General features: G+C 72.3%; 14 protein-coding genes. 2 read left to right on the top strand and 12 right to left on the bottom strand.

Annotated elements, in window-relative coordinates:
• Positions 1-8: 8 nt before the first annotated feature.
• From L0965_RS08215 to xylA, 11 genes are all read right to left on the bottom strand, one after another.
• Complete coding sequence (locus tag L0965_RS08215; protein WP_101306921.1) at positions 9-632, bottom strand: alkylhydroperoxidase domain protein; 624 nt, start codon at positions 630-632, stop codon at positions 9-11.
• A gap of 1 nt (position 633) precedes the next feature.
• Positions 634-1,266, bottom strand: a complete 633-nt coding sequence (locus L0965_RS08210; protein ID WP_101306922.1) for a CMD domain protein — start codon at positions 1,264-1,266, stop codon at positions 634-636.
• Positions 1,263-2,339 (bottom strand): putative FMN-dependent luciferase-like monooxygenase, encoded by a 1,077-nt coding sequence (locus L0965_RS08205; RefSeq protein ID WP_101306923.1) that lies wholly within the window; start codon positions 2,337-2,339, stop codon positions 1,263-1,265. Before L0965_RS08205 ends, L0965_RS08210 begins: the two co-directional genes overlap by 4 nt.
• Positions 2,336-4,018: an ABC transporter ATP-binding protein gene (locus tag L0965_RS08200; RefSeq protein WP_101306924.1), complete on the bottom strand. Its 1,683-nt coding sequence runs from the start codon at positions 4,016-4,018 to the stop codon at positions 2,336-2,338. The genes L0965_RS08205 and L0965_RS08200 overlap by 4 nt, the downstream gene beginning before the upstream one ends.
• Complete coding sequence (locus L0965_RS08195; protein WP_061782447.1) at positions 4,015-4,911, bottom strand: ABC transporter permease; 897 nt, start codon at positions 4,909-4,911, stop codon at positions 4,015-4,017. Before L0965_RS08195 ends, L0965_RS08200 begins: the two co-directional genes overlap by 4 nt.
• Positions 4,908-5,957 (bottom strand): ABC transporter permease, encoded by a 1,050-nt coding sequence (locus L0965_RS08190; RefSeq protein WP_101306925.1) that lies wholly within the window; start codon positions 5,955-5,957, stop codon positions 4,908-4,910. Before L0965_RS08190 ends, L0965_RS08195 begins: the two co-directional genes overlap by 4 nt.
• Positions 5,958-5,991: 34 nt before the next feature.
• The gene (locus L0965_RS08185; RefSeq protein ID WP_060958402.1) at positions 5,992-7,647 is read right to left on the bottom strand and encodes a TIGR04028 family ABC transporter substrate-binding protein; all 1,656 of its coding nucleotides are present in this window, start codon (positions 7,645-7,647) and stop codon (positions 5,992-5,994) included.
• 355 nt (positions 7,648-8,002) lie between these two features.
• Complete coding sequence (gene treY / locus L0965_RS08180; protein ID WP_101306926.1) at positions 8,003-10,504, bottom strand: malto-oligosyltrehalose synthase; 2,502 nt, start codon at positions 10,502-10,504, stop codon at positions 8,003-8,005.
• Between the two features lie 2 nt (positions 10,505-10,506).
• Positions 10,507-12,717: a glycogen debranching protein GlgX gene (gene glgX / locus L0965_RS08175; RefSeq protein WP_101306927.1), complete on the bottom strand. Its 2,211-nt coding sequence runs from the start codon at positions 12,715-12,717 to the stop codon at positions 10,507-10,509.
• Between the two features lie 270 nt (positions 12,718-12,987).
• Positions 12,988-14,286, bottom strand: coding sequence for an FGGY family carbohydrate kinase (locus tag L0965_RS08170; protein WP_101306928.1), 1,299 nt, complete (start codon positions 14,284-14,286; stop codon positions 12,988-12,990).
• Positions 14,287-14,384: 98 nt separating this feature from the next.
• Complete coding sequence (gene xylA / locus L0965_RS08165; protein WP_060960640.1) at positions 14,385-15,572, bottom strand: xylose isomerase; 1,188 nt, start codon at positions 15,570-15,572, stop codon at positions 14,385-14,387.
• A gap of 114 nt (positions 15,573-15,686) precedes the next feature.
• On the opposite strand from xylA, the gene L0965_RS08160 reads away from it, so the two are divergent.
• Positions 15,687-16,859 carry an ROK family transcriptional regulator gene (locus L0965_RS08160; protein WP_101306929.1) on the top strand — a complete coding sequence of 391 codons (1,173 nt, stop codon included), beginning with the start codon at positions 15,687-15,689 and terminating at the stop codon, positions 16,857-16,859.
• Positions 16,860-16,920: 61 nt separating this feature from the next.
• On the opposite strand, the gene L0965_RS08155 is transcribed toward L0965_RS08160, so the two are convergent.
• On the bottom strand, positions 16,921-17,919 hold the full coding sequence (locus tag L0965_RS08155) for a LacI family DNA-binding transcriptional regulator (protein ID WP_060960629.1): 999 nt from the start codon (positions 17,917-17,919) through the stop codon (positions 16,921-16,923).
• A gap of 170 nt (positions 17,920-18,089) precedes the next feature.
• Between L0965_RS08155 and L0965_RS08150 the strand changes: the two genes are divergently transcribed.
• The gene (locus tag L0965_RS08150) at positions 18,090-19,379 is read left to right on the top strand and encodes an ABC transporter substrate-binding protein (RefSeq protein ID WP_101306930.1); all 1,290 of its coding nucleotides are present in this window, start codon (positions 18,090-18,092) and stop codon (positions 19,377-19,379) included.
• Positions 19,380-19,394: the final 15 nt, after the last annotated feature.

Raw genomic sequence — 19,394 nt, 5'->3', positions numbered from 1 at the left:
TGGAACGTCTATCGGGTCGCGGCGCGTCGCGCGGGCACTTCGGGCTCGCCGAGCGACAGCATGAGGCGGTTCGCCCAGTTGAAGAACGCGGCGCCGCCGATGACGTCGACGATCTCGGCGTCGTCGAGGCCCGCATCCCGCAGGCGCGCGATGTCGGCCTCGCCGAACGCGAGCGGGGTGTCGGCGAGCGCCACGGATGCCGCGACCACCGCGTTCCACGTCTCGTCGCCGAGGTCGGCCTCCACGCCCTCGTCGAGCAGGCGCTGCACGTCGGCCTCGCGACCGGACTCGCGGGTGGCGGAGGCGGCGTGCACGGAGGCGCAGAAGACGCAGCCGTTGTGACGCGAGGTGGCCGCGGCGGCCAGCTCCCGCTCGGCGCGCCCGATGCCGCCGGAGACGTTGTAGAAGATGTCGAGGTCGGTGAGCGTGCGGGCACGGAGCGCCTCGGGGTCGCGTGCGAGCAGCCGGAAGTACGGCATCTTCGCGCGCGCGGGCTCGATGAGCGCGTCGCGCTGCACGTCGGTCAGCTCGTCCTCGGCCACCGGCAGCAGCCACGGCACCCAGCCGAGCCCCTGCTGCGTGAAGGCGTCGGGGCGGGCGAGGTCGGGGTACGTGGTGACGGTGTCGGTCATGTCAGGCTCCTTCGGACACGGCGGCGGCGGGAACGGCGACGGAGGCCGCGGCGAGCGTGCGCAGCCCCCACGCGACCCGCAACTGGAACGTGAGGAACGCGACGAGCTGCGACAGCGACACGATGTCGTCGGGGCTCCACCCGGCATCCACAAGGGCCTGGATCGCCTCGGCGCGGGCCTCGCGCGGACGGAAGACGAGCAGGTGCGTGTGCGTGAAGGCGGCCGCCAGTCGCGTCTGGAGCGCCTCCGCGGTCGCCGCGTCGGGTGTCCAGCGCGCGCCGTCGGTGGACTCCCCCTGCAGACGCGGCTCGCGGTAGGCGCCGAACGGCCCGGTCGCGGCGGCGGAGTCCGCGGCCGCCGCGACGACGGAGGTCAGCGCGGGGGCCTCGTCGCCGAGGAGGTCGCCGTAGAACGCCGTCGCCTCGGCGAACCCGTGCAGCTGCGAGACGAAGGAGGCCACCGCGTACCGCTCGGCGAGCGGGAAGGTGCCCGGGTCGGCGGGCTCGAGGAGCGCCTCGAAGCTGCGCTGCGCGTTCTCCCGCGCCTGCGCGCGCTGATCGCGCACGGCGGCGAGTGCGTCGCCCGGCGCGATGCCGGCCAGCAGGTCGATGATGTCGGCGGTGGGCGTGCTCATGCGATTCCTTCCGTGGGGGTGCCGGCGAGGGCGAGCGGCCGGTGCGCGCGATGGAGGTCGGCGGCGGCGTCGGGGCCGACGGTGAAGCCGAGGCGCGGAGCGACCTCGTCGGCGAGCAGCTGCAGCGAGCGGAGCGTGAGATCGTGGGTTGCCGCGATCGAGTGCACCTGGAACGAGACGTCGCTGGCCGCCGGCAGCGTCCGGTCGGCCGACAGCGACGCCACGACCTCGTCGACCGTGCCCACATGGGTGTCGGTGATCCGGATGAGCTCGTCGAGCGAGACCCCGTCGGTGTCGATGCCGAACATCGTGCGGGCGAGGTGGCGCAGGCCGTCGCCGGCCAGTTCGAGGGCGCGCGTGCGGTCCTCGGGATCGACGACGAGCGCGGTCCGCGACGCGAGGATGCGCACGGGCGCACCCTCGGGCAGGGCGGCGCGGTACGCCTCGATGATCGGCAGCTGCAGCTCGTGCAGCGGCGCGTCGGGAGCGTCCGGCGTGCGCGGCTGCGTGCGCGACAGCAGCAGGCCGTCGCCCCGCTCGCCTGCGCGGCGGCCGCCGTCGACCGAGAAGGTCGCCTGCCAGATGCGCGCCGACAGGTCGCCCGCGGAGGGGTAGATGTGCGAGTCGGTGCCGCGGACGCCGCGGCCCTCGAGTGCGTCGAGGAGCACGTCGAGGTGGTCGGCGAAGATCTCCCGCCGCCGGTCGGACTCCCGCCCGAACGCCGCGAACGACGACGGCGTGCCGCCGGTGGCCAGACCCAGCTGCACGCGCCCGCCGCTCAGCTGATCGAGCACGGTGGCGTCCTCCGCGACCCGCAGCGGGTCGTCGAGGGGCAGCGTGACGACGCCGGTCGCCAGCGCGATGCGGCTCGTGCGCTCCGCCGCGGCGGCCAGCAGCACGAACGGCGAGGGCAGCCCGCCCTCGTGCTCGCCGAAGTGGTGCTGCGCGACCCAGGCCGACGCGAAGCCGCTGCGCTCGGCCTGGGCGATCTGCTCGATCGCGAACCGGTAGCGGTCGGCGGCGGACGCCTCTTCGAGCACGCGGCTGAAGAAGCCGAGACGGGGGCCGCTCATGCGGGTACCTCTTCCTTGCGGGGGGCGGTCGGGTCGGGGGGCGTCGCCGTCTCTTCGCGCAGCGATGCGCCCGGGATCGCGGCGAGCAGCTCGCGGGTGTACTCGTGCTGCGGACGGTCGAAGACGGTCGCGGCGGCGCCGTGCTCGACCTGGCGGCCGCGGCGCAGCACCGAGACGGTGTCGGCGATCTGGCGGACGACGGCGAGGTCGTGCGAGATGAACACGTAGGTGAGGCCGAGCTCGCTCTGCAGCCGCGCGAGCAGCCGCAGGATCTGCGCCTGCACCGTCACGTCGAGCGCCGAGACCGCCTCGTCGAGCACGACCAGCTCGGGTTCGACGATCAGCGCCCGGGCGATCGCGACGCGCTGGCGCTGCCCTCCGGAGAGCTCCCGCGGATGCCGCGCCCCGATCTCGGGCGCGAGCGCGACGAGCTCGAGGTGGTGCGCCACGCGGTCGGCGCGGTCGGCGCGGGAGCCGATGCCGAAGTTGCGCAGGGGCTCGGCGAGGATGTCGGCGATGCTCTGGCGCGGATCGAGCGACGCGTACGGGTTCTGGTACACGAGCTGGGTGGTGCGGTGGAACGCGCGCCGCGCGCGCCCGCCCGACAGCGCCGTGACCTCCGTGCCGCCGACGCGAATGGTCCCGCGCGTCGGGCTGTTGAAGCCCGCGATCGAGCGCCCCGTGGTGGTCTTGCCCGAGCCCGACTCCCCGACGAGCGCGTGGGTCGTGCCGCGGGCGACGGTGAACGACACGTCGTCGACCGCCCGCAGCGGCGAGCGTCCCGCGCGGCGGAACTCCTGCGTGAGCGCGGAGACCTCCACGAGCGTGTCCGCGCCGGCCGCGGCATCCGGGGCGACCCGGTCGACGACGCGCGCGAGCGACGGCGCATCGGCGAGGAGGGTGCGGGTGTACGCGGATGCGGGCGCCGCGAGGACCGCGGCCGTCGCTCCGGCCTCCTGCACCTGACCGGCGCGCATCACCACGAGCGCATCCGAACGATCGGCCGCGACGGCGAGGTCGTGCGTGATGAAGAGGATGCCGGTGCCCGTCTCGGCCCGGAGCTCATCGAGCAGGTCGAGGACCGTCCGCTGCACCGTCACGTCGAGCGCACTGGTGGGCTCGTCGGCGATGATCAGCTCGGGCTGCAGCGCGAGAGCCGCCGCGATGAGGACGCGCTGGCGCATCCCGCCCGACAGCTCGTGCGGGTACTGGCGCGCGCGGGTCTCGGGGTCGTCGATGCCGACGCGCTCGAGCAGGTCGATGACGCGCGTCTGGATCTTGGCGCGGTCCTTCCACCCGTGGATGCGCAGCGCCTCCGCGACGCTCCAGCCGATCGTCGCGACCGGGTTCAGCGAGTTGCCCGGGTCCTGCGGGATGAGCGCGATGCAGCGTCCGCGCAGGTGCCGCCACCGCCGCTCCGACAGTCCCACGAGCTCGGTGGGTCCGTCCGTGCGCTCGGACAGGCGGATGCTGCCGCCGGCCACGCGGCCGTTGCCGGCCAGGAGGCCGATGACCGCCTGCGCCACGGTGGTCTTGCCCGAGCCCGACTCGCCGACGAGCGCCGTGACCGACCCCGCCTCGACATCGAACGAGACGCCGCGCACGGCGTCGACGGGGCCCCGGCGGGTGCGGTACTGCACGGCCAGGTCGCGGATGGACAGCAGCGGCTGCGCGCTCACGCGGCATCCCCTCCTCTGAGGGCCTGGCTGAGGCGGTTGGTGGCCAGCACGACGAACACGACGATGAGACCCGGAAGCACGGTCAGCCACCAGGCCGTCGCGACGTAGTTGCGCCCCTCGGCGATGAGCAGACCCCACTCGGGCGTGGGCGGCGGAGCGCCGTAGCCGAGGAAGCCGAGGGTGGAGATCTGCAGGATCGCCGAGCCGAACTGCAGAGCGGCCAGGGCGATCACCGGGGTCAGCGAGTTGGGGAGGATGTGCCGCCAGAGCACGCCGAAGAAGGTGCCGCCGGAGCCGTAGGCAGCCTCGACGAAATCGGTGACGCGCACGCTGACCACGCGGGAGCGCGCGAGACGCGCGAACACGGCGATCGACGTCACACCGACCGCCACCGCGGCGCTGGTGGTGCCGAAGCCGAGCAGGATGACCACGCTCAGCGACAGCAGCAGGGCCGGGATCGCGAGGAGCACGTCGACCACGCGCATGAGCACCTCGTCGACGGGCCCGCCGAGGGCGCCGGCCGCCAGTCCGATGGCCGTTCCCACGATGAGTCCGACGAGCACGGCGACGAGCGCGCCGATGATCGACTGCGACGCGCCGTAGACGACGCGGGCGTAGAGGTCGCGGCCCGTGGCGTCGGTGCCGAACCAGTGCTCGGCGCTCGGCGCCTGCAGCGCGGGCGCGACGGTCTCCGTCGGGTTCTGGCTCGTGAACAGGCTCGGGAACAGCGCCCACAGCAGGGCGACGACGATCACGAGGGCCGGGACGACGAAGCCGGCGCGCGAGAGGAGGCTCCGCCAGCGGAGGCGGCGATCGGCGGCGGGAGCGCCGGGGCCGGAGCCGCCGGGTGCCGTGTCGCCGGCGAGGCCGGCGGTGGTGGCGAGCGCGGTCATCGGGTCTCTCCTCGGGTTGCGGCGCCGACCGGTTCGCCGACCTCGGCATCCAGGCGCTCGTCGACGGCGCGCTCCGCGGCATCCGTCTCATCGGCCGCGCTCGCGCCGCCGCGGGTGCGGCCGGCGGTGCGCAGCCGCGCGTCGAGCACGGGGTAGAGCAGATCGACGATCAGGTTGATGACGACGAAGGCGACGGTGGAGATCACGACCACGGCCAGCAGCACCGGGGTGTCGCGGTTCGCGACGGCCTGGGCGGTGAGCTGGCCGATGCCGGCCCGCGCGAACACCGTCTCGGTGACGACGGCGCCGCCGACGAGCTCGCCGAACAGCAGGCCCGCCATCGTGAGCGTCGGCAGGAGGGCGTTGCGGGCGACGTTGCGCCACAGCAACCACGGCGTGCTCGCGCCGCGGGCGCGGACGACCGCGACGAACGGCTGCTCGCGCACCTCGTCGATCGAGCGCATGAGCACCTGCGCCAGCGGAGCGGCGATCGGGATCGCGAGCGTGATCACGGGCAGGATGAGCGCCTGCACCGGGTCGGCCCCGATCACCGGGACGAGCCCGAGGCGGAACGAGAAGACCTGGATCAGGATGATGCCGATCCAGAAGACCGGCAGCGAGACGAACAGCGGGGGGATGCTGCGGAAGACGCGCCGCAGCGCCCGCCCGGCGCCGTACGTCGCGGTGAACGCGATCGTCACCGCCAGCAAGACCGCGAGCGCGAGGCCGAGCACGGCCAGCGTGAGCGTCGGCGGCAACGCGGTGGCGATCAGGTCGGAGACGGCCGCGCCGCTGGCCACCGAATAGCCGAAGTCTCCCGTCAGGAAGCCCGCGATCGAGCGGAAGTACTGGACGATGAGCGGCTGATCGGCACCCAGCGACTGGCGGATCGCCTCGATCTGCTCGGGGGTGAGCCCCAGCTCGGGGCTCCCGTACCGGGCGATGACGGCATCGCCCGGGAGGGCCGCCAGCAGCAGATAGGCCGCCGTGTAGGCCAGAGCGAGGACGAGCACCGCCTGGCCCACACGACGAAGGACGTACGACATGGATTCTCCGTGAACCGGTCCGGGAACCGGGTTCTCAGCCTGCGAGCCAGGTCGAGTAGAACGTCGGGCGACCGACCGACTCCGTCTCGAAGCCCTGCACCTTGGCGGTCAGGCCGAACACCTGCGGCTCCTCGAAGATCGGCAGGATGTACGCGTTCTCGGCGAGGTACTTCTGCGCCGCCTCGGACGCCGCCTGACGCTCGGCCGTCGTGGGCTCGGACGCGATCGCCTGCAGCAGCGTGTCGAGCTCCGGGTCACCGACGGTGCCGTCGGCCGGGTTGAGGTTGAGCAGCGTGTTGCGGTTCTTGGAGAAGTACTGCGACTTCAGCACATCGAAGTCCGCGCGGCCGACCATCGAGTGGTACACCTGGATCGTGCTCTGATCGGTCGACGCCTTGGTCTGCGCGGCCATGTCGCCCGCGAACAGCGACACCTGGATGCCGAGCTTGCCCAGCTGCTCCTGGATGAGGGTCACGACCTCCTTGGAGCGCGGCTGCGGCAGCGCCTCGTTGAAGGAGAGCGTCAGCTTCTCGCCGTCCTTCGCGCGGATGCCGTCGGAGCCGAGCGTCCAGCCGGCCTCGTCGAGCAGGGTGGCCGCCTTCTCCGGGTCGTACGTGTAGTACGACGAGGTGTCGACGTAGCCGAGGGCGGTCGTGGCGAGCGCACCGGTGGCGAGGGGGTAGTTCTTCGTGAACAGGGTGTCGACGATCTTCTGACGGTCGATGCCGGCGATGATCGCCTGGCGCACCCGCACGTCGGCCAGACGCGGCTCGCGGAAGCGGAAGCTCAGGCCGTTGTTGACGCCGTTGGTCGCGGCGGCGTGCAGCGACAGGCCGCCGGCCGCGAACTGGGCCTCGTCGGGTGCGGGGATGTTGCGGGCGATGTCGGCCTGGCCGGCGACGACCGTGCCGACGCGGACGCTGTTCTCGGCGGCGACGACGTAGTCGATGCCGTCGAGGTAGGCCGCGCCCTGGTGCTTCAGCGACGGCGGCGCCCAGTTGTAGTCCTTGCGCGCGGTCACGCTGGTCTGCGTGCCGATCTGCTCGTCGGAGATGACGAACGGGCCGCTGCCGATGATCTTGGTGGCGTTGCCGGGGCCGAACTGCTCGCTCGTGCGGTCGAGTGTCGCGTCGGAGAGCAGCCCCGAGTTGATGGTCGAGACGGCCTGGGCGAATCCGGGCGACGGCGCCGTGAAGTGGAAGACGACCGTGTGCTCGCCGGTGACCTCACCGTGGTCGTAGTTGTTGATCGCCTCGGACACGGTCAGGGCGCGACCCTTGTCGCCCTTGCCGTAGAGGTCGATGTTCTTGACGACGTTGGCCGCGGTCAGCGGCGTGCCGTCGGAGTAGGTGACGTCGGTGCGCAGATCGAACGTGTACTCGGTCGCATCGTCGTTGACCTTGTAGTCGGTCGCGATCCACGGCTCGAGTTCGAGCGTCTCGGGGTTCTGGTAGAGCAGACGGTCGGTGATGTTGTTGACGATGCCGCCGTTGGGGTAGAAGCCCGCGGACGGCGGATACAGCGTCGTCCAGGTCTGCGGCTCGAGGTAGGTCAGGGTGCCGCCGGTCTTCGGCTCGCCGCTGCCGTCCGAGGCGGACGGAGCGGAGGCGCCGGAGGCGCAGCCGGCGAGGAGGGCGACCACGGCGACGGTGGATGCCGCCGCGAGGGCCGTGCGGGTGAATCGGGACATGGTGGTCTCCTGGGATGCGCCGGATGGCGCTGCGGTGTTCGGGATGATCCAGCCCACCATGCGACCCGAGGGCGGAGCCAGTCGCCGGTCACGGGGCGTAAGCGTTCGTCACGAAACGTCATACGCGCTGCGTTTCGACTCGCTGCGCTCGCTCAACGACCGGCGGGAGCGCTGCGTTTCGACTCGCTGCGCTCGCTCGACGACCGGCGGGAGCGACCCCCCGCGCTCGCTCGACGATCGGCGGGAGCGACCCCCCGCGCTCGCTCGACGACCGGCGCCCCGCCTCAGCCCCCGGTCGTTGAGCGAGCGGCGCAGCCGCGAGTCGAAACGCCCCGGCCCCGTCCGCGCCGAGCGGTCAGTCGCCCGCGACCAGCAGCGCGACCGGCAGGTCGGCGAGCACGACGGCCAAGGGCGCGGCCCCGCCGGCGAGCTCGCGGCCCGTGAACGCATCGCGCCAGCGCCCCGCGGGCAGCAGCACCGCGATGTCGCCCCAGCCGCCGCGCGCCGCGAGCCCGACGGGCAGACGCGTCGCCACCGCGATCGCACCGCCCCGGTCGAACGCGACGGCGTGCGCGGATGCCGCGCCGACGACGGGCAGCGGCGTGTACCGCGTGAACAGGTCGGGCCGGTCGCGGCGCAGCCGCAGGGTCCGCGACACGACGAGGAGCTTGGCGCCGCCGGTGCCGTCGAGCGGCGGCATCCACCCGTCGTCGAGCCGTGCGAGCAGCGCGCGGCGGCCGGCGAAGTCGACGGGGCGGCGGTTGTCGGGGTCGACGAGCGAGAGGTCCCACAGCTCCGTGCCCTGGTAGACGTCGGGCACGCCGGGTCCGGCCAGCTGCAGCAGCTTCGCCGACAGGGAGTTCGATCGGCCCGCCTCCAGCACCTCGGCGACGAGCGCCTCGACCGTCGGCCGCGCGGACGCGAACGCGGCATCCACGATCCCGTGGACCCGCGCCTCGAAGGCCTCGTCGGGGTCCGTCCAGCTCGTACCCACCCCGCCCTCGCGGGCCGCCTTCTCGGCGTAGCCGTGCAGGCGCTCGGGCAGGGCGGGGTCGTCCGACCACGCGCCGATCACCGCCTGCCACAGGAGCGCATCGAGGGGGCCGTCGCCGGTGGATGCCGTCGCACGGAGCGCGTCCAGCGCCTCGGCCCAGCGACCGGGGATCTCCGCGAGCACCGAGAGGCGCGCCCGCACGTCCTCGGAGCGCTTCGTGTCGTGCGTCGTCAGGGCCGTCAGGGTGTGCGGCCACGAGGCCTGGCGACGCGCGAACGCGGCGTGGAGTCCGGCGACGTCGAGCGCGAACAGCGACGGATCGCCGCCGACCTCGGTGAGCGACGTCAGCCGCGTGTACCGGTAGAACGCGCGGTCCTCCACGCCCTTGGCGGTCACCGGGCCGGTGGTCTGCATGAAGCGCCGCGACAGCTCGGCGTCCGCATCGGCGACGACCTCCGCCAGCGCGACGAGGGCATCGGCGAGGTCGGGCCGGCGCGCGGATGCCGTGGCCACGGCATCCGCCAGCAGCTCGCGGCCGGCCGGGAGGTACGCGCGGTAGACGGGGAAGGCGGCGAGCAGCTCCGCGAACGCGTCACGCGCACGGGCGTCGCCGAGGTCGGCGCGCACGGCGTCCGGCAGGCAGCGGATGAGGCGACCGACCTCGGCGGCCTGCGACGTGTCGGCGATCTCGCGTTTGGTGCCGCCGATCATGTCGTGCCAGTCCCCCGGCCCGCCGCGCAAGCGCTCGTCGAGCGCGGTCAGCGCCGGCGCACCGGCGGGGTCGACGAGCACCCGGTCGATCTCGCCGAGGGCGTCGTAGCCGGTGGTGCCGTCGGTGGCCCACCAGCCGGGCAGCTCCTCCCCCGGCTCGAGGATCTTCTCGACGTAGACGGGGATGCGCTTCGACGCGGCGCTGCGCGCCTCGCTCAACGACCGGGAAGCATCCTCCTCCCCCGCCGAGCGGGAAGCGCCCACGTGCCGGTCGTCGAGCGCGCGCAGCGCATCGGAGCGCGCCTCCCGCGCGTCCGCGACCGCCGCGGCGAGCGCGTCGAGGTAGCCGCCCGGATCGGCGAGGCCGTCGGGGTGGTCGATGCGCAGCCCGTCGACGAGCCCCTCGCGCACCCACCGCAGGATCTCCTCGTGCGACGCGGCGAAGACCTCGGGAAGCTCCACCCGTACGCCCGCGAGCGAGGTGACGGTGAAGAAGCGCCGGTAGTTCAGCTCCTCGGCATCCCGCCGCCACGACGTCACCCGCCAGTGCTGCCGCTCCAGCACGTCGCGCACCGCGAGGCGGTCGGTCGTCGCGTGCAGCGGCGCGGTGCCGGGGGCCAGCGGCAGCACGAGCTCGTAGTAGCGCGCCGTGCCGAAACCGTCGTCGTCGCCCGCCGGCGGTGCCACCTCGATCTCGCCGCGACCGAGCACCTCGTCGAGCGTCCCGCCGAGCACCGGCAGCACGACGCGCTCGGCGCCGTGCTCCCAGTCGATGTCGAACGCGGCCGCGTGCGCCGAGCGGCGCCCGTGGGTGAGCACGTCCCACCACCACGGGTTCTCGGTCGGGTCGGCGACGCCCTGATGGTTCGGCACGATGTCCACGAGGATGCCGAGACCGGCGTCCCGTGCCGCCGCGACGAAACGCGACAGCCCGCCCGGACCGCCGCGGTCGGCGTCCACGCGCGTGGGGTCGACGACGTCGTAGCCGTGGTCGGAGCCGGCCGCCGCCTGCAGGATCGGCGACAGGTAGGCCCAGTCGACGCCGAGATCGCGCAGGTAGTCGGTGACGGTGGCCGCGGCATCCAGGTCGAACGACGCCCGCACCTGGAGGCGGTAGGTCGAGGCGGGGCGGGGCGCCGTGGCATCCGACATGATCAGTGCGGCAGCTCGGCCTGCGGCGCGGGAGAGCGGACGATGTCGATCGGCACCGTGAGGGCGGCGAGCGACGCGGCGACCGAATGGTCGACGTCGGGCTTCTCCTCCTGATAGTCGCGCAGGACGATCAGCGAGCGCCCCGCCAGCTCGATGGCCTCTCCGCCGTTGCGCGGGTACGTGTCGGTGAGCTGGCCGGTCGTGTCGACCACGATCTCCCACTTCGGGCTGAACTCGGCGCGCGGGATCGTGAACTCGAGCCCTTCGTCACCCGCGTTGAACAGGATGAAGAAGTGGCGGTCCTCGATCTGCTCGCCGCGCCGGTCGCGCTCACGGATGCCGGCGCCGTTGAGGAACACGCCGACGGCGCGCCCGAAGCCCGACTCCCAGTCCTCCGGCTGCATCTCGGTGCCGTCGGGACGCAGCCACGCGATGTCCGGCAGCGGAGCCCCCTCTTCGCGGCGGACGGGGCGCCCGTCGAAGAAGCGGCTGCGCCGGAAGGTCGGGTGCTCGCGGCGCAGGCGCGCGAGCGCCGCCGTGAACTCGACCAGCGGCTGATCGACGTGGCTCCAGTCGATCCACGTGATCTCGTTGTCCTGCGCGTAGCCGTTGTTGTTGCCGCCCTGCGTGCGTCCGAGCTCGTCGCCGTGCGAGATCATCGGCACGCCCTGGCTCAGCAGCAGGGTCGCGAGGAAGTTGCGCTGCTGGCGGGCGCGCAGCGTGAGAACGCCCTGGTCGTCGGTGGGGCCCTCGACGCCGCAGTTCCAGGACCGGTTGTGCGATTCGCCGTCGTTGTTGTCCTCGCCGTTGGCCTCGTTGTGCTTCTCGTTGTACGACACGAGGTCGCGGAGCGTGAAGCCGTCGTGGGCGGTGACGAAGTTGATGGATGCCACGGGTCGCCGCCCCGAGTTCTCGTAGAGGTCCGCCGAGCCGGTCAGGCGCGACGCGAACTCGCCGAGGGTGGCCGGCTCGCCGCGCCACAGGTCGCGGACGGTGTCGCGGTACTTGCCGTTCCACTCCGTCCACTGCGGCGGGAAGTTGCCCACCTGGTAGCCGCCGGGGCCGATGTCCCACGGCTCGGCGATGAGCTTGACCTGCGAGATCACCGGATCCTGCTGCACGATCTCGAAGAAGGCCGCGAGCCGGTCGACCTCGTAGAACTCGCGGGCGAGGGTCGCGGCGAGGTCGAACCGGAAGCCGTCGACGTGCATCTCGAGCACCCAGTAGCGCAGCGAGTCCATGATCAGCTGCAGCGTGTGCGGGTTGCCCACGTTCATGCTGTTGCCGGTGCCGGTGTAGTCGGTGTAGTACCGCTTGTCGTCGGCCTCGAGGCGGTAATACGCCTCGTTGTCGATGCCGCGCATGGAGAGGGTCGGGCCCAGGTGGTTGCCCTCCGCGGTGTGGTTGTAGACCACGTCGAGGATGACCTCGATGCCGGCGGCGTGCAGCGCCTTCACCATGCTCTTGAACTCCTGCACCTGCTGGCCGCGCTGGCCGGTCGAGGCGTAGGTGTTCTGCGGGGCGAGGAAGGCGATCGTGTTGTAGCCCCAGTAGTTGCTGAGACCCTTCTCCTGCAGCGTGGAGTCGTTGACGAACTGGTGCACCGGCATGAGCTCGATGGCCGTGACGCCGATGTGCTTGAGGTGCTCGATGATCGCCGGGTGCGCGATCGCGCTGTAGGTGCCGCGGATCTCCTCGGGGATCTCCGGGTGCAGCTCGGTGAGGCCCTTCACGTGGGCCTCGTAGATGACGGTCTCGGCATAGGGCGTCTTCGGCTGCCGGTCGCCGGCCCAGTCGAAGAACGGGTTGACGACGACGCCCTTCATCATCGCGTGCGCCGAATCCTCGTCGTTGCGGGAGTCGGGGTCGCCGAAGTCGTAGCCGAACACCTCCTGGCCCCACTGCACCTGACCCTCGACGGCCTTCGCGTAGGGGTCGAGCAGCAGCTTGTTCGGGTTGAAGCGCTGGCCGTTCGCCGGGTCGTTCGGCCCGTGGACGCGGTAGCCGTAGCGTTGGCCCGGCTGCACGGTCGGCAGGTAGACGTGCCAGACGAACGCGTCGACGTCGCGCATCTCGATGCGCGTCTCCTTGCCCCGGTCACCGAACAGGCAGAGCTCGACCCGCTCCGCGCCCTCGCTGAAGAGAGCGAAGTTGGTTCCGCTGCCGTCGAAGGTCGCCCCGAGCGGGTACGCGGATCCTGGCCATGACTGCATGTGCGACTCCCTGTTCGATGACATCGCTCGGTGACATCGCTGCCACACCGTGACGAGACCGCCCCGTGACGAGATCAGCCTAGGGGGCGGATCCTCGCACCGGGGTGTCGGGCGGTGGGTCTGGACGGGGGCGCGCGGAGTTGCTATGCACCCGCGGCATCCCCGCGAGAAACCAGCCCCGGCGCGAGAAAGACGTGCAGAGGTGATGTCTCGCGTCGGGGATGGTTTCTCGACGGCTGCCGGATGCCGGCTCGGGCGAGGGGGATGCCGTCAGGCGGGGAGGAGGCGGGCGGCTTGGCGGGCGGCGCCGAGCGCGACGTACTCCCCCGGTGCGGGCACCTCGACCGGCACGCCCAGCACGTCGGGCGCGATGCGGCGGACGGCCGCCGACTGCGCCCCGCCGCCGACGAGCAGCGCGCGCTCGATCGGCACGCCGAGCCCGCGGATCGCGTCGAGGCCGGCGGCGAGCCCGCGCAGCATCCCCTCGACGGCGGCGCGGGCGAGGTTCTCGCGCGTCGTGGAGGCGAGCGTCATCCCGGTCAGCTCCGCGGTCGCGTCGGGCAGGTTCGGTGTGCGCTCGCCTTCGAAGTAGGGCAGCAGCCGCAGCCCGCCGGCCCCGGATGCCGCGGCCAGCGCGAGCGCGCTGAGCCCGTCGTGATCGACGGCGAGCAGCCGGGCGGTCACGTCCAGCACACGCGCGGCGTTGAGCGTCGCCACCAGCGGGAGGAAGTGGCCGTCGGCATCGGCGAAGCCCGCGACGGTGCCGGTCGGGTCGATCGTCCGCTCCGCGCTGACGGCGAACACCGTGCCGCTGGTCCCGATCGACACGACGACATCGCCGACACCGGCTCCGACCCCGAAGGCAGCCGCCGCGTTGTCGCCCGCGCCCGCGCCGACGCGGCGCCCGTCGGCATCCGCGACCGACTCGAGCGGGCCGAGCACGCGCGGCAGCGCGGCGTCGTGGCCGAGGGCGGCGACGAGCAGCGCGCGGTCGTAGCCGTCGGTCGCCGGATCCCAGTAGCCGGTGCCCGACGCGTCGGAGCGATCGGTGATCAGCTCGTCGAACGCCGGGGCGCCGTCGGCGACGGGGCCGTAGCCGCGCAGCCGCCACGTCAGCCAGTCGTGCGGGAGCGCCACGGCGGCCACGGCCGCGGCGTTGTCGGGTTCGGCGTCGCGCAGCCATCGGAGCTTCGTGATCGTGAACGAGGCCACCGGCACGACTCCCGTGCGCGCGGCCAGGGCGTCGGCGCCGAACTCGGCGATCAGATCCGCCGCCGCCCCCGCCGAGCGGGTGTCGTTCCACAGCAGGGCGTCGCGCACGACCCGACCCTGCGCGTCGAGGGCGACCATGCCGTGCTGCTGCCCGCCGATCGCCCAGGCGGCGACGTCGGCGATGCCGCCGGCATCCGCGATCGCCGCCTGCAGCGCGACCCACCACGCCTCGGGATCGACGCTCGTGCCGTCGGGATGCGACGCGCGCCCCGTCCGCACGACGGTGCGCGTCGCGGCGTCGACGATGACGACCTTGCAGGACTGCGTCGAGCTGTCGACGCCCATCACGAGTGCCATGTCGGCATCCTCATCTCTTCGTGAGTCGGGGGCGTCCGCGCGTGAGACCCCGGCCGGACGACCAGGGTCTCACGCGCGGACGCGGGCGGATGCCGGGGTCAGCGCGCGCCGAGCAGGTGCTCGGTCGCGAGCTGCTGCAGCCTCACGAAGCCGAAGCCCTTGCCGCCGAGGTACGCGTCGGTGTCGAAGTCCTCGTAGGCGGAGCGGTCGGCGACGAAGTCGTCGTAGCTCTCGCCCTCGGCGAACGTCGGCTGTGCGAGCTCCGCGACGCGCGCGGCGGCGAGCGCCTCCTGCACCTCGGGGTCGGCGCGGAACGCGGCCGCACGCTCCTTGAGCAGCAGGTAGGTGCGCATGTTGGCGGCTGCCGAGTCCCAGACACCCGTCTCGTCCTCGGTGCGCGACGGCTTGTAGTCGAAGTGACGGGGGCCCTCGTACGACTGCCCGCCGTTCGGGCCGCCGTTCTCGAGCAGGTCGACCAGCGCGAACGCGTTGTGCAGGTCGCCGTGACCGAACACGAGGTCCTGGTCGTACTTGATGCCGCGCTGGCCGTTGAGGTCGATGTGGAAGAGCTTGCCGTGGTACAGCGCCTGCGCGATGCCGGCCGCGAAGTTCAGCCCGGCCATCTGCTCGTGGCCGACCTCGGGGTTGAGGCCCACGAGCTCGGGACGCTCGAGCGAGTCGATGAACGCGAGGGCGTGACCCACGGTCGGCAGCAGGATGTCGCCGCGCGGCTCGTTCGGCTTCGGCTCGATCGCGAAGCGGATGTCGTAGCCCTTGTCGACCACGTAGTCGCCGAGGAAGTTGACGGCCTCGCGGTAGCGCTCCAGCGCCTGGCGGATGTCCTTCGCGGAGTCGTACTCGGCGCCCTCGCGGCCACCCCACATCACGAAGGTCTGCGCGCCCAGCTCGGCGCCGAGGTCGATCTGGCGCAGCACCTTGCGGATCGCGAAGCGACGCACGTCGCGGTCGTTCGAGGTGAACCCGCCGTCCTTGAAGACGGGGGCGCTGAAGAGGTTGGTCGTGACCATCGGCACGGTGAGGCCGGTCGCGTCCAGCGCGCCCTTCAGCCGGTCGATCTGATGCTGCCGGTCCGCCTCGGAGGAGCCGAACGCGAACAGGTCGTCGTCGTGGAAGGTGAGGCCGTACGCGCCGAGCTCGGCGAGCTTCTCGACCGCGTGGACGACGTCGAGCGGCGGACGGGTCGGCCCGCCGAACGGGTCGGTGCCGTTGTAGCCGATGGTCCAGAGACCGAAGGTGAACTTGTCGGCGGGGGTCGGGACGGTCATGGCGCTCCTTCGCGAGGACTCCCGTGAGGGAGTTTTGTTGTTAGTCACAACCTATACCACGACGCACCCTCCGTCCACCACGCCCACCGGCATCCGCGCCTCTAGGGTGGACGCGTGGCACGCGCAGAGGGAACCGTCGAGGGCGTCCGTCGCGCCAACCTCTCACGGGTGCTGCGGCTCGTGCACGAAGACGGCCCACTCTCGCGTGCCGCCCTGACCGAGTCGACGGGTCTGAACCGCTCCACGATCGGGGCCCTCGTCGCCGACCTCGTCGCGGCGGGACTCGCCAGCGAGGGCGCCCCGGAGGTGCATCGCCGCGTGGGGCGCCCCTCCCCCTCCGTCGCGGCCGCGCCGGATGTCGTCGCGATCGCGGTGAACCCCGAGGTGGACGCGCTCACCGTGGCGGCGATCGGGCTCGATCGCACGATCGTGCTGCGCGAGCGCATCGAGTTGGAGGGACTGATCTCGGCCGCGCAGGCCGTCGAGCTCACGACCGGCGTCACCGACCGGTGGCGCGGGGGCGAGCTCGCCGCCCACCGCATCGCGGGCATCGGCGTGGCCGTGCCCGGCCTCGTGCGCACCGCCGACGGCCTGGTGCGCCGCGCGCCGCACCTCGACTGGACCGACGCCCCGCTACGCGACACCCTCGCCCGCGCGAGCGGGCTGCCGGTCGCGATCGACAACGACGCCACGCTCGGCGCCCTCGCCGAGAGCATGTACGGCGCGGGCCGCGACGTGAGCGACCTGATCTACCTCAACGGCGGCGCGAGCGGCATCGGCGGCGGGCTGGTGATCGGCGGGCGCCTCGTGCGCGGCGCCGGCGGCTACGCGGGCGAGCTGGGCCAGAACCGCCCCGGGATCGCACAGCCCGCCGACCGCCGCTCCGGCGCGCAGGGAACGCTGGAGGACGAGGTGAGCCGGTCGCGACTGCTCGCCGTCGTCGGTCTGCACAGCGCGGACGAGCCGACGCTCGAGCGGGCGATCCGCGAATCGCGCAGTGTGGAGGTGGCCGCCGAGGTCGAGCGCCAGCGCCGCATCCTGGCGACGGCGCTCGCCAACGCCGTCAACGTGCTCAACCCGTCGACCGTCGTGCTGGGCGGCTTCCTCGCGACGATCCTGGAGCAGGATGCCGAGGCCCTCCTGTCCGCCGTGCGCGCGCAGGCCATGGCGATGAACGCCGAGGACCTGCAGCTGCGCCCGGCCGACCTCGGCCCCGACCGCCTGCTCGTCGGCGCCGCCGAGATCGCGTTCGAGGCGCTGCTGACCGATCCGCTCACGCCCGCGTGACGGTCCGACGCCGGGAGCGACCGGCGCCGCGCACCCCGGACGGCGGCGACCGGACCGTGCGTCAGCGCAGCGGAGCGGTCGTCGCCCGCGGGATCAGGCGCGTCGGGAGCACCAGGTGCGTCGCCTCCGGGGTGGCCCCGGCCAGCATGGTGACCAGCATCCGCGCCGCCTCGGCGCCGAGACGCTGGATGGGCTGGCGCACCGTGCTCAGCGGGCGCGCGGTGAGGAATGCCTCGGGGATGTCGTCGAAGCCGATCACCGACAGATCCCCCGGGACGTCGAGCCCGAGCTCCGCCGCGACGTCGATCAGTCCGAGCGCGGTGCGGTCGTTGGCCGCGAACACCGCGGTCGGGCGGTCGGGCTGCTGCAACAGGGCGCGTCCGACGACGCGCACCGTGTCGGGGTCGTACATTCCGACGGCCACGAGGGCGGGATCGAAGCGGATGCCGGACTGACGCAGTGCACGGCGGTAGCCCGCCTCGCGCATCTCCGAGGAGCGCAGTTCGGGGCGGCCCGCGAGGTAGCCGATGCGGCGGTGGCCGAGCTCGATGAGATGCATCGTCGCCTCGAAGCCGCCGGTGAGGCTGTCGGATTCGACCGAGGGGATGTCCACCCGGCCCGCGTGGGGGTCGACGGCGACGATCGGGACGTCGGCGTTCACACCCACCACGGTCGGGGTGACCATGATCGCCGCGTCGATCAGCGTGCCGCTGAGCCGGCTGAGCGAGCGCCGCTCCCACCCCTGCGGGTCGGCGTCGCGGGCGCCGCTGTAGGCCAGCAGGTCGTAGCGATGCCCGCTCAGCGCGGCGCCGACCCCCTTGAGCACCTCGGCACTGAACGGCTCGAAGTCCGACACCAGCACGCCCACGACGCCGGTTCGGCGCGAGCGCATGCTGCTGGCGACCAGGCTCGACTCGTACCCGAGCTCGGCCACGGCGTCGAGCACGCGCGACACGGTCTCGCTCGCCACGCCGTATCGACCGTTGACCGCTTTGGAAACCGTGGCCACGGACACACCGGCGGCCGCGGCGACGTCATGGATGGTGGCTCTGCGACTCACGTGGGTGATACTACGGGCGCGGAAACGTTATTGAAAAGGTTTTTGAAAACGTTTGACGTCGTTGACAACAAATAGTCACACTGGTGCTCATTCCGGCCCGAACGCGTTCACCGGAATACTCCGTGCCCCGAATGACCGGGGTGAGGCTCAATGAGGAGGACAGGAATCACATGAAGGCGAACAAGATCCTGACCGGAGCGGCGCTCCTGGTCGCGGGCACGCTCGGTCTGAGCGCCTGCAGCGGCGGGTCGGGCGACACCAACGCCGACGGCAAGGTCGAGATGACGCTGTGGCAGAACTCGACCACGGGCCCCGGCCAGCAGTTCTGGAAGGACGCCATCGCGGCCTTCGAGAAGGCGAACCCGAACGTCACCATCACGATGCAGTCGGTGCAGAACGAGGACATGGACGGCAAGCTGCAGACCGCCCTCAACGCGGGCGACGCTCCCGACATCTTCCTGCAGCGCGGCGGCGGAAAGCTCGCGGCGATGGTGCAGGCGGGCCAGCTCATGGACCTCACCGACAAGATCGGCGACACCGCGAAGTCCGAGATCTCCGAGGGCTCGTTCAAGGCCGAGACCTACCAGGACAAGATCTGGGCGATGCCGCTGGCGGTGCTGCCGAGCGGCTTCTGGTACAGCTCCGACCTCTTCACCAAGGCCGGCATCACGACCGCCCCGACGACGATCAGCGACCTCGAGTCGGCCGTCGACAAGCTCAAGACCGCGGGCGTCGCCCCGATCGCGCTCGGCGCGAAGGACGCCTGGCCCGCCGCGCACTGGTACTACAACTTCGCCCTGCGCGAGTGCAGCCCCCAGACCATCGAGAAGACCGGCGACTCGAAGGACTTCAGCGACGGATGCTGGCTGAAGGCCGCCGAAGACCTCAACGACTTCGCCGCGACGAAGCCGTTCAACGAGGGCTTCCTCACCACCTCCGCCCAGCAGGGCGCCGGCAGCTCCGCCGGTCTCGTCGCCAACCACCAGGCCGCGATGGAGCTCATGGGTGCCTGGGACCCGGGTGTGATCGCCTCGCTCACCCCCGACGAGAAGCCCCTCCCCGACCTGGCGTGGTTCCCCTTCCCGGAGGTCTCCGGCGGCCAGGGTGAGCCGGGATCGATGATGGGCGGCGTCGACGGCTACTCGTGCTCGGCCAAGGCGCCCAAGGAGTGCGCGGACTTCCTGAACTTCATCGCGTCGGCCGACCAGCAGGAGGCGTACTACGCGGCCTTCAGCGCCCCGCCGGTCAACAAGACCGCCCAGGCCGCCGTCAAGGAGCCCTACCTCCAGGAGGTGCTCGCCGCCTACAACAAGGCGCCGTTCGTCTCGCAGTGGCTCGACACCGTCCTCGGCCAGAACGTCGGCAACGCGCTGAACGTGGCCGTGGTCGACCTGCTCGCGGGCAAGAGCAACCCGCAGCAGATGATCCAGTCGGTCACCGACGCGGCCAAGAAGGGCTGATCGGATCGTGTCCCT

The organism is Microbacterium sp. NFH-22A-Y, from assembly GCF_021401375.1.
Taxonomy (GTDB): Bacteria; Actinomycetota; Actinomycetes; order Actinomycetales; family Microbacteriaceae; genus Microbacterium; species Microbacterium hominis.
This window is presented reverse-complemented; position numbering and strand designations above follow the sequence as displayed.

Bases quoted from the DNA above. Each gene is read 5' to 3' on its own strand.
- L0965_RS08210 (WP_101306922.1), bottom strand. From the start codon at position 1,266: ATGAGCACGCCCACCGCCGACATCATCGACCTGCTGGCCGGCATCGCG.
- L0965_RS08190 (WP_101306925.1), bottom strand. From the start codon at position 5,957: ATGTCGTACGTCCTTCGTCGTGTGGGCCAGGCGGTGCTCGTCCTCGCT.
- L0965_RS08195 (WP_061782447.1), bottom strand. From the start codon at position 4,911: ATGACCGCGCTCGCCACCACCGCCGGCCTCGCCGGCGACACGGCACCC.
- xylA (WP_060960640.1), bottom strand. From the start codon at position 15,572: ATGACCGTCCCGACCCCCGCCGACAAGTTCACCTTCGGTCTCTGGACC.
- L0965_RS08150 (WP_101306930.1), top strand. From the start codon at position 18,090: ATGAAGGCGAACAAGATCCTGACCGGAGCGGCGCTCCTGGTCGCGGGC.
- L0965_RS08185 (WP_060958402.1), bottom strand. From the start codon at position 7,647: ATGTCCCGATTCACCCGCACGGCCCTCGCGGCGGCATCCACCGTCGCC.
- L0965_RS08170 (WP_101306928.1), bottom strand. From the start codon at position 14,286: ATGGCACTCGTGATGGGCGTCGACAGCTCGACGCAGTCCTGCAAGGTC.
- glgX (WP_101306927.1), bottom strand. From the start codon at position 12,717: ATGCAGTCATGGCCAGGATCCGCGTACCCGCTCGGGGCGACCTTCGAC.
- L0965_RS08215 (WP_101306921.1), bottom strand. From the start codon at position 632: ATGACCGACACCGTCACCACGTACCCCGACCTCGCCCGCCCCGACGCC.
- treY (WP_101306926.1), bottom strand. From the start codon at position 10,504: ATGTCGGATGCCACGGCGCCCCGCCCCGCCTCGACCTACCGCCTCCAG.
- L0965_RS08205 (WP_101306923.1), bottom strand. From the start codon at position 2,339: ATGAGCGGCCCCCGTCTCGGCTTCTTCAGCCGCGTGCTCGAAGAGGCG.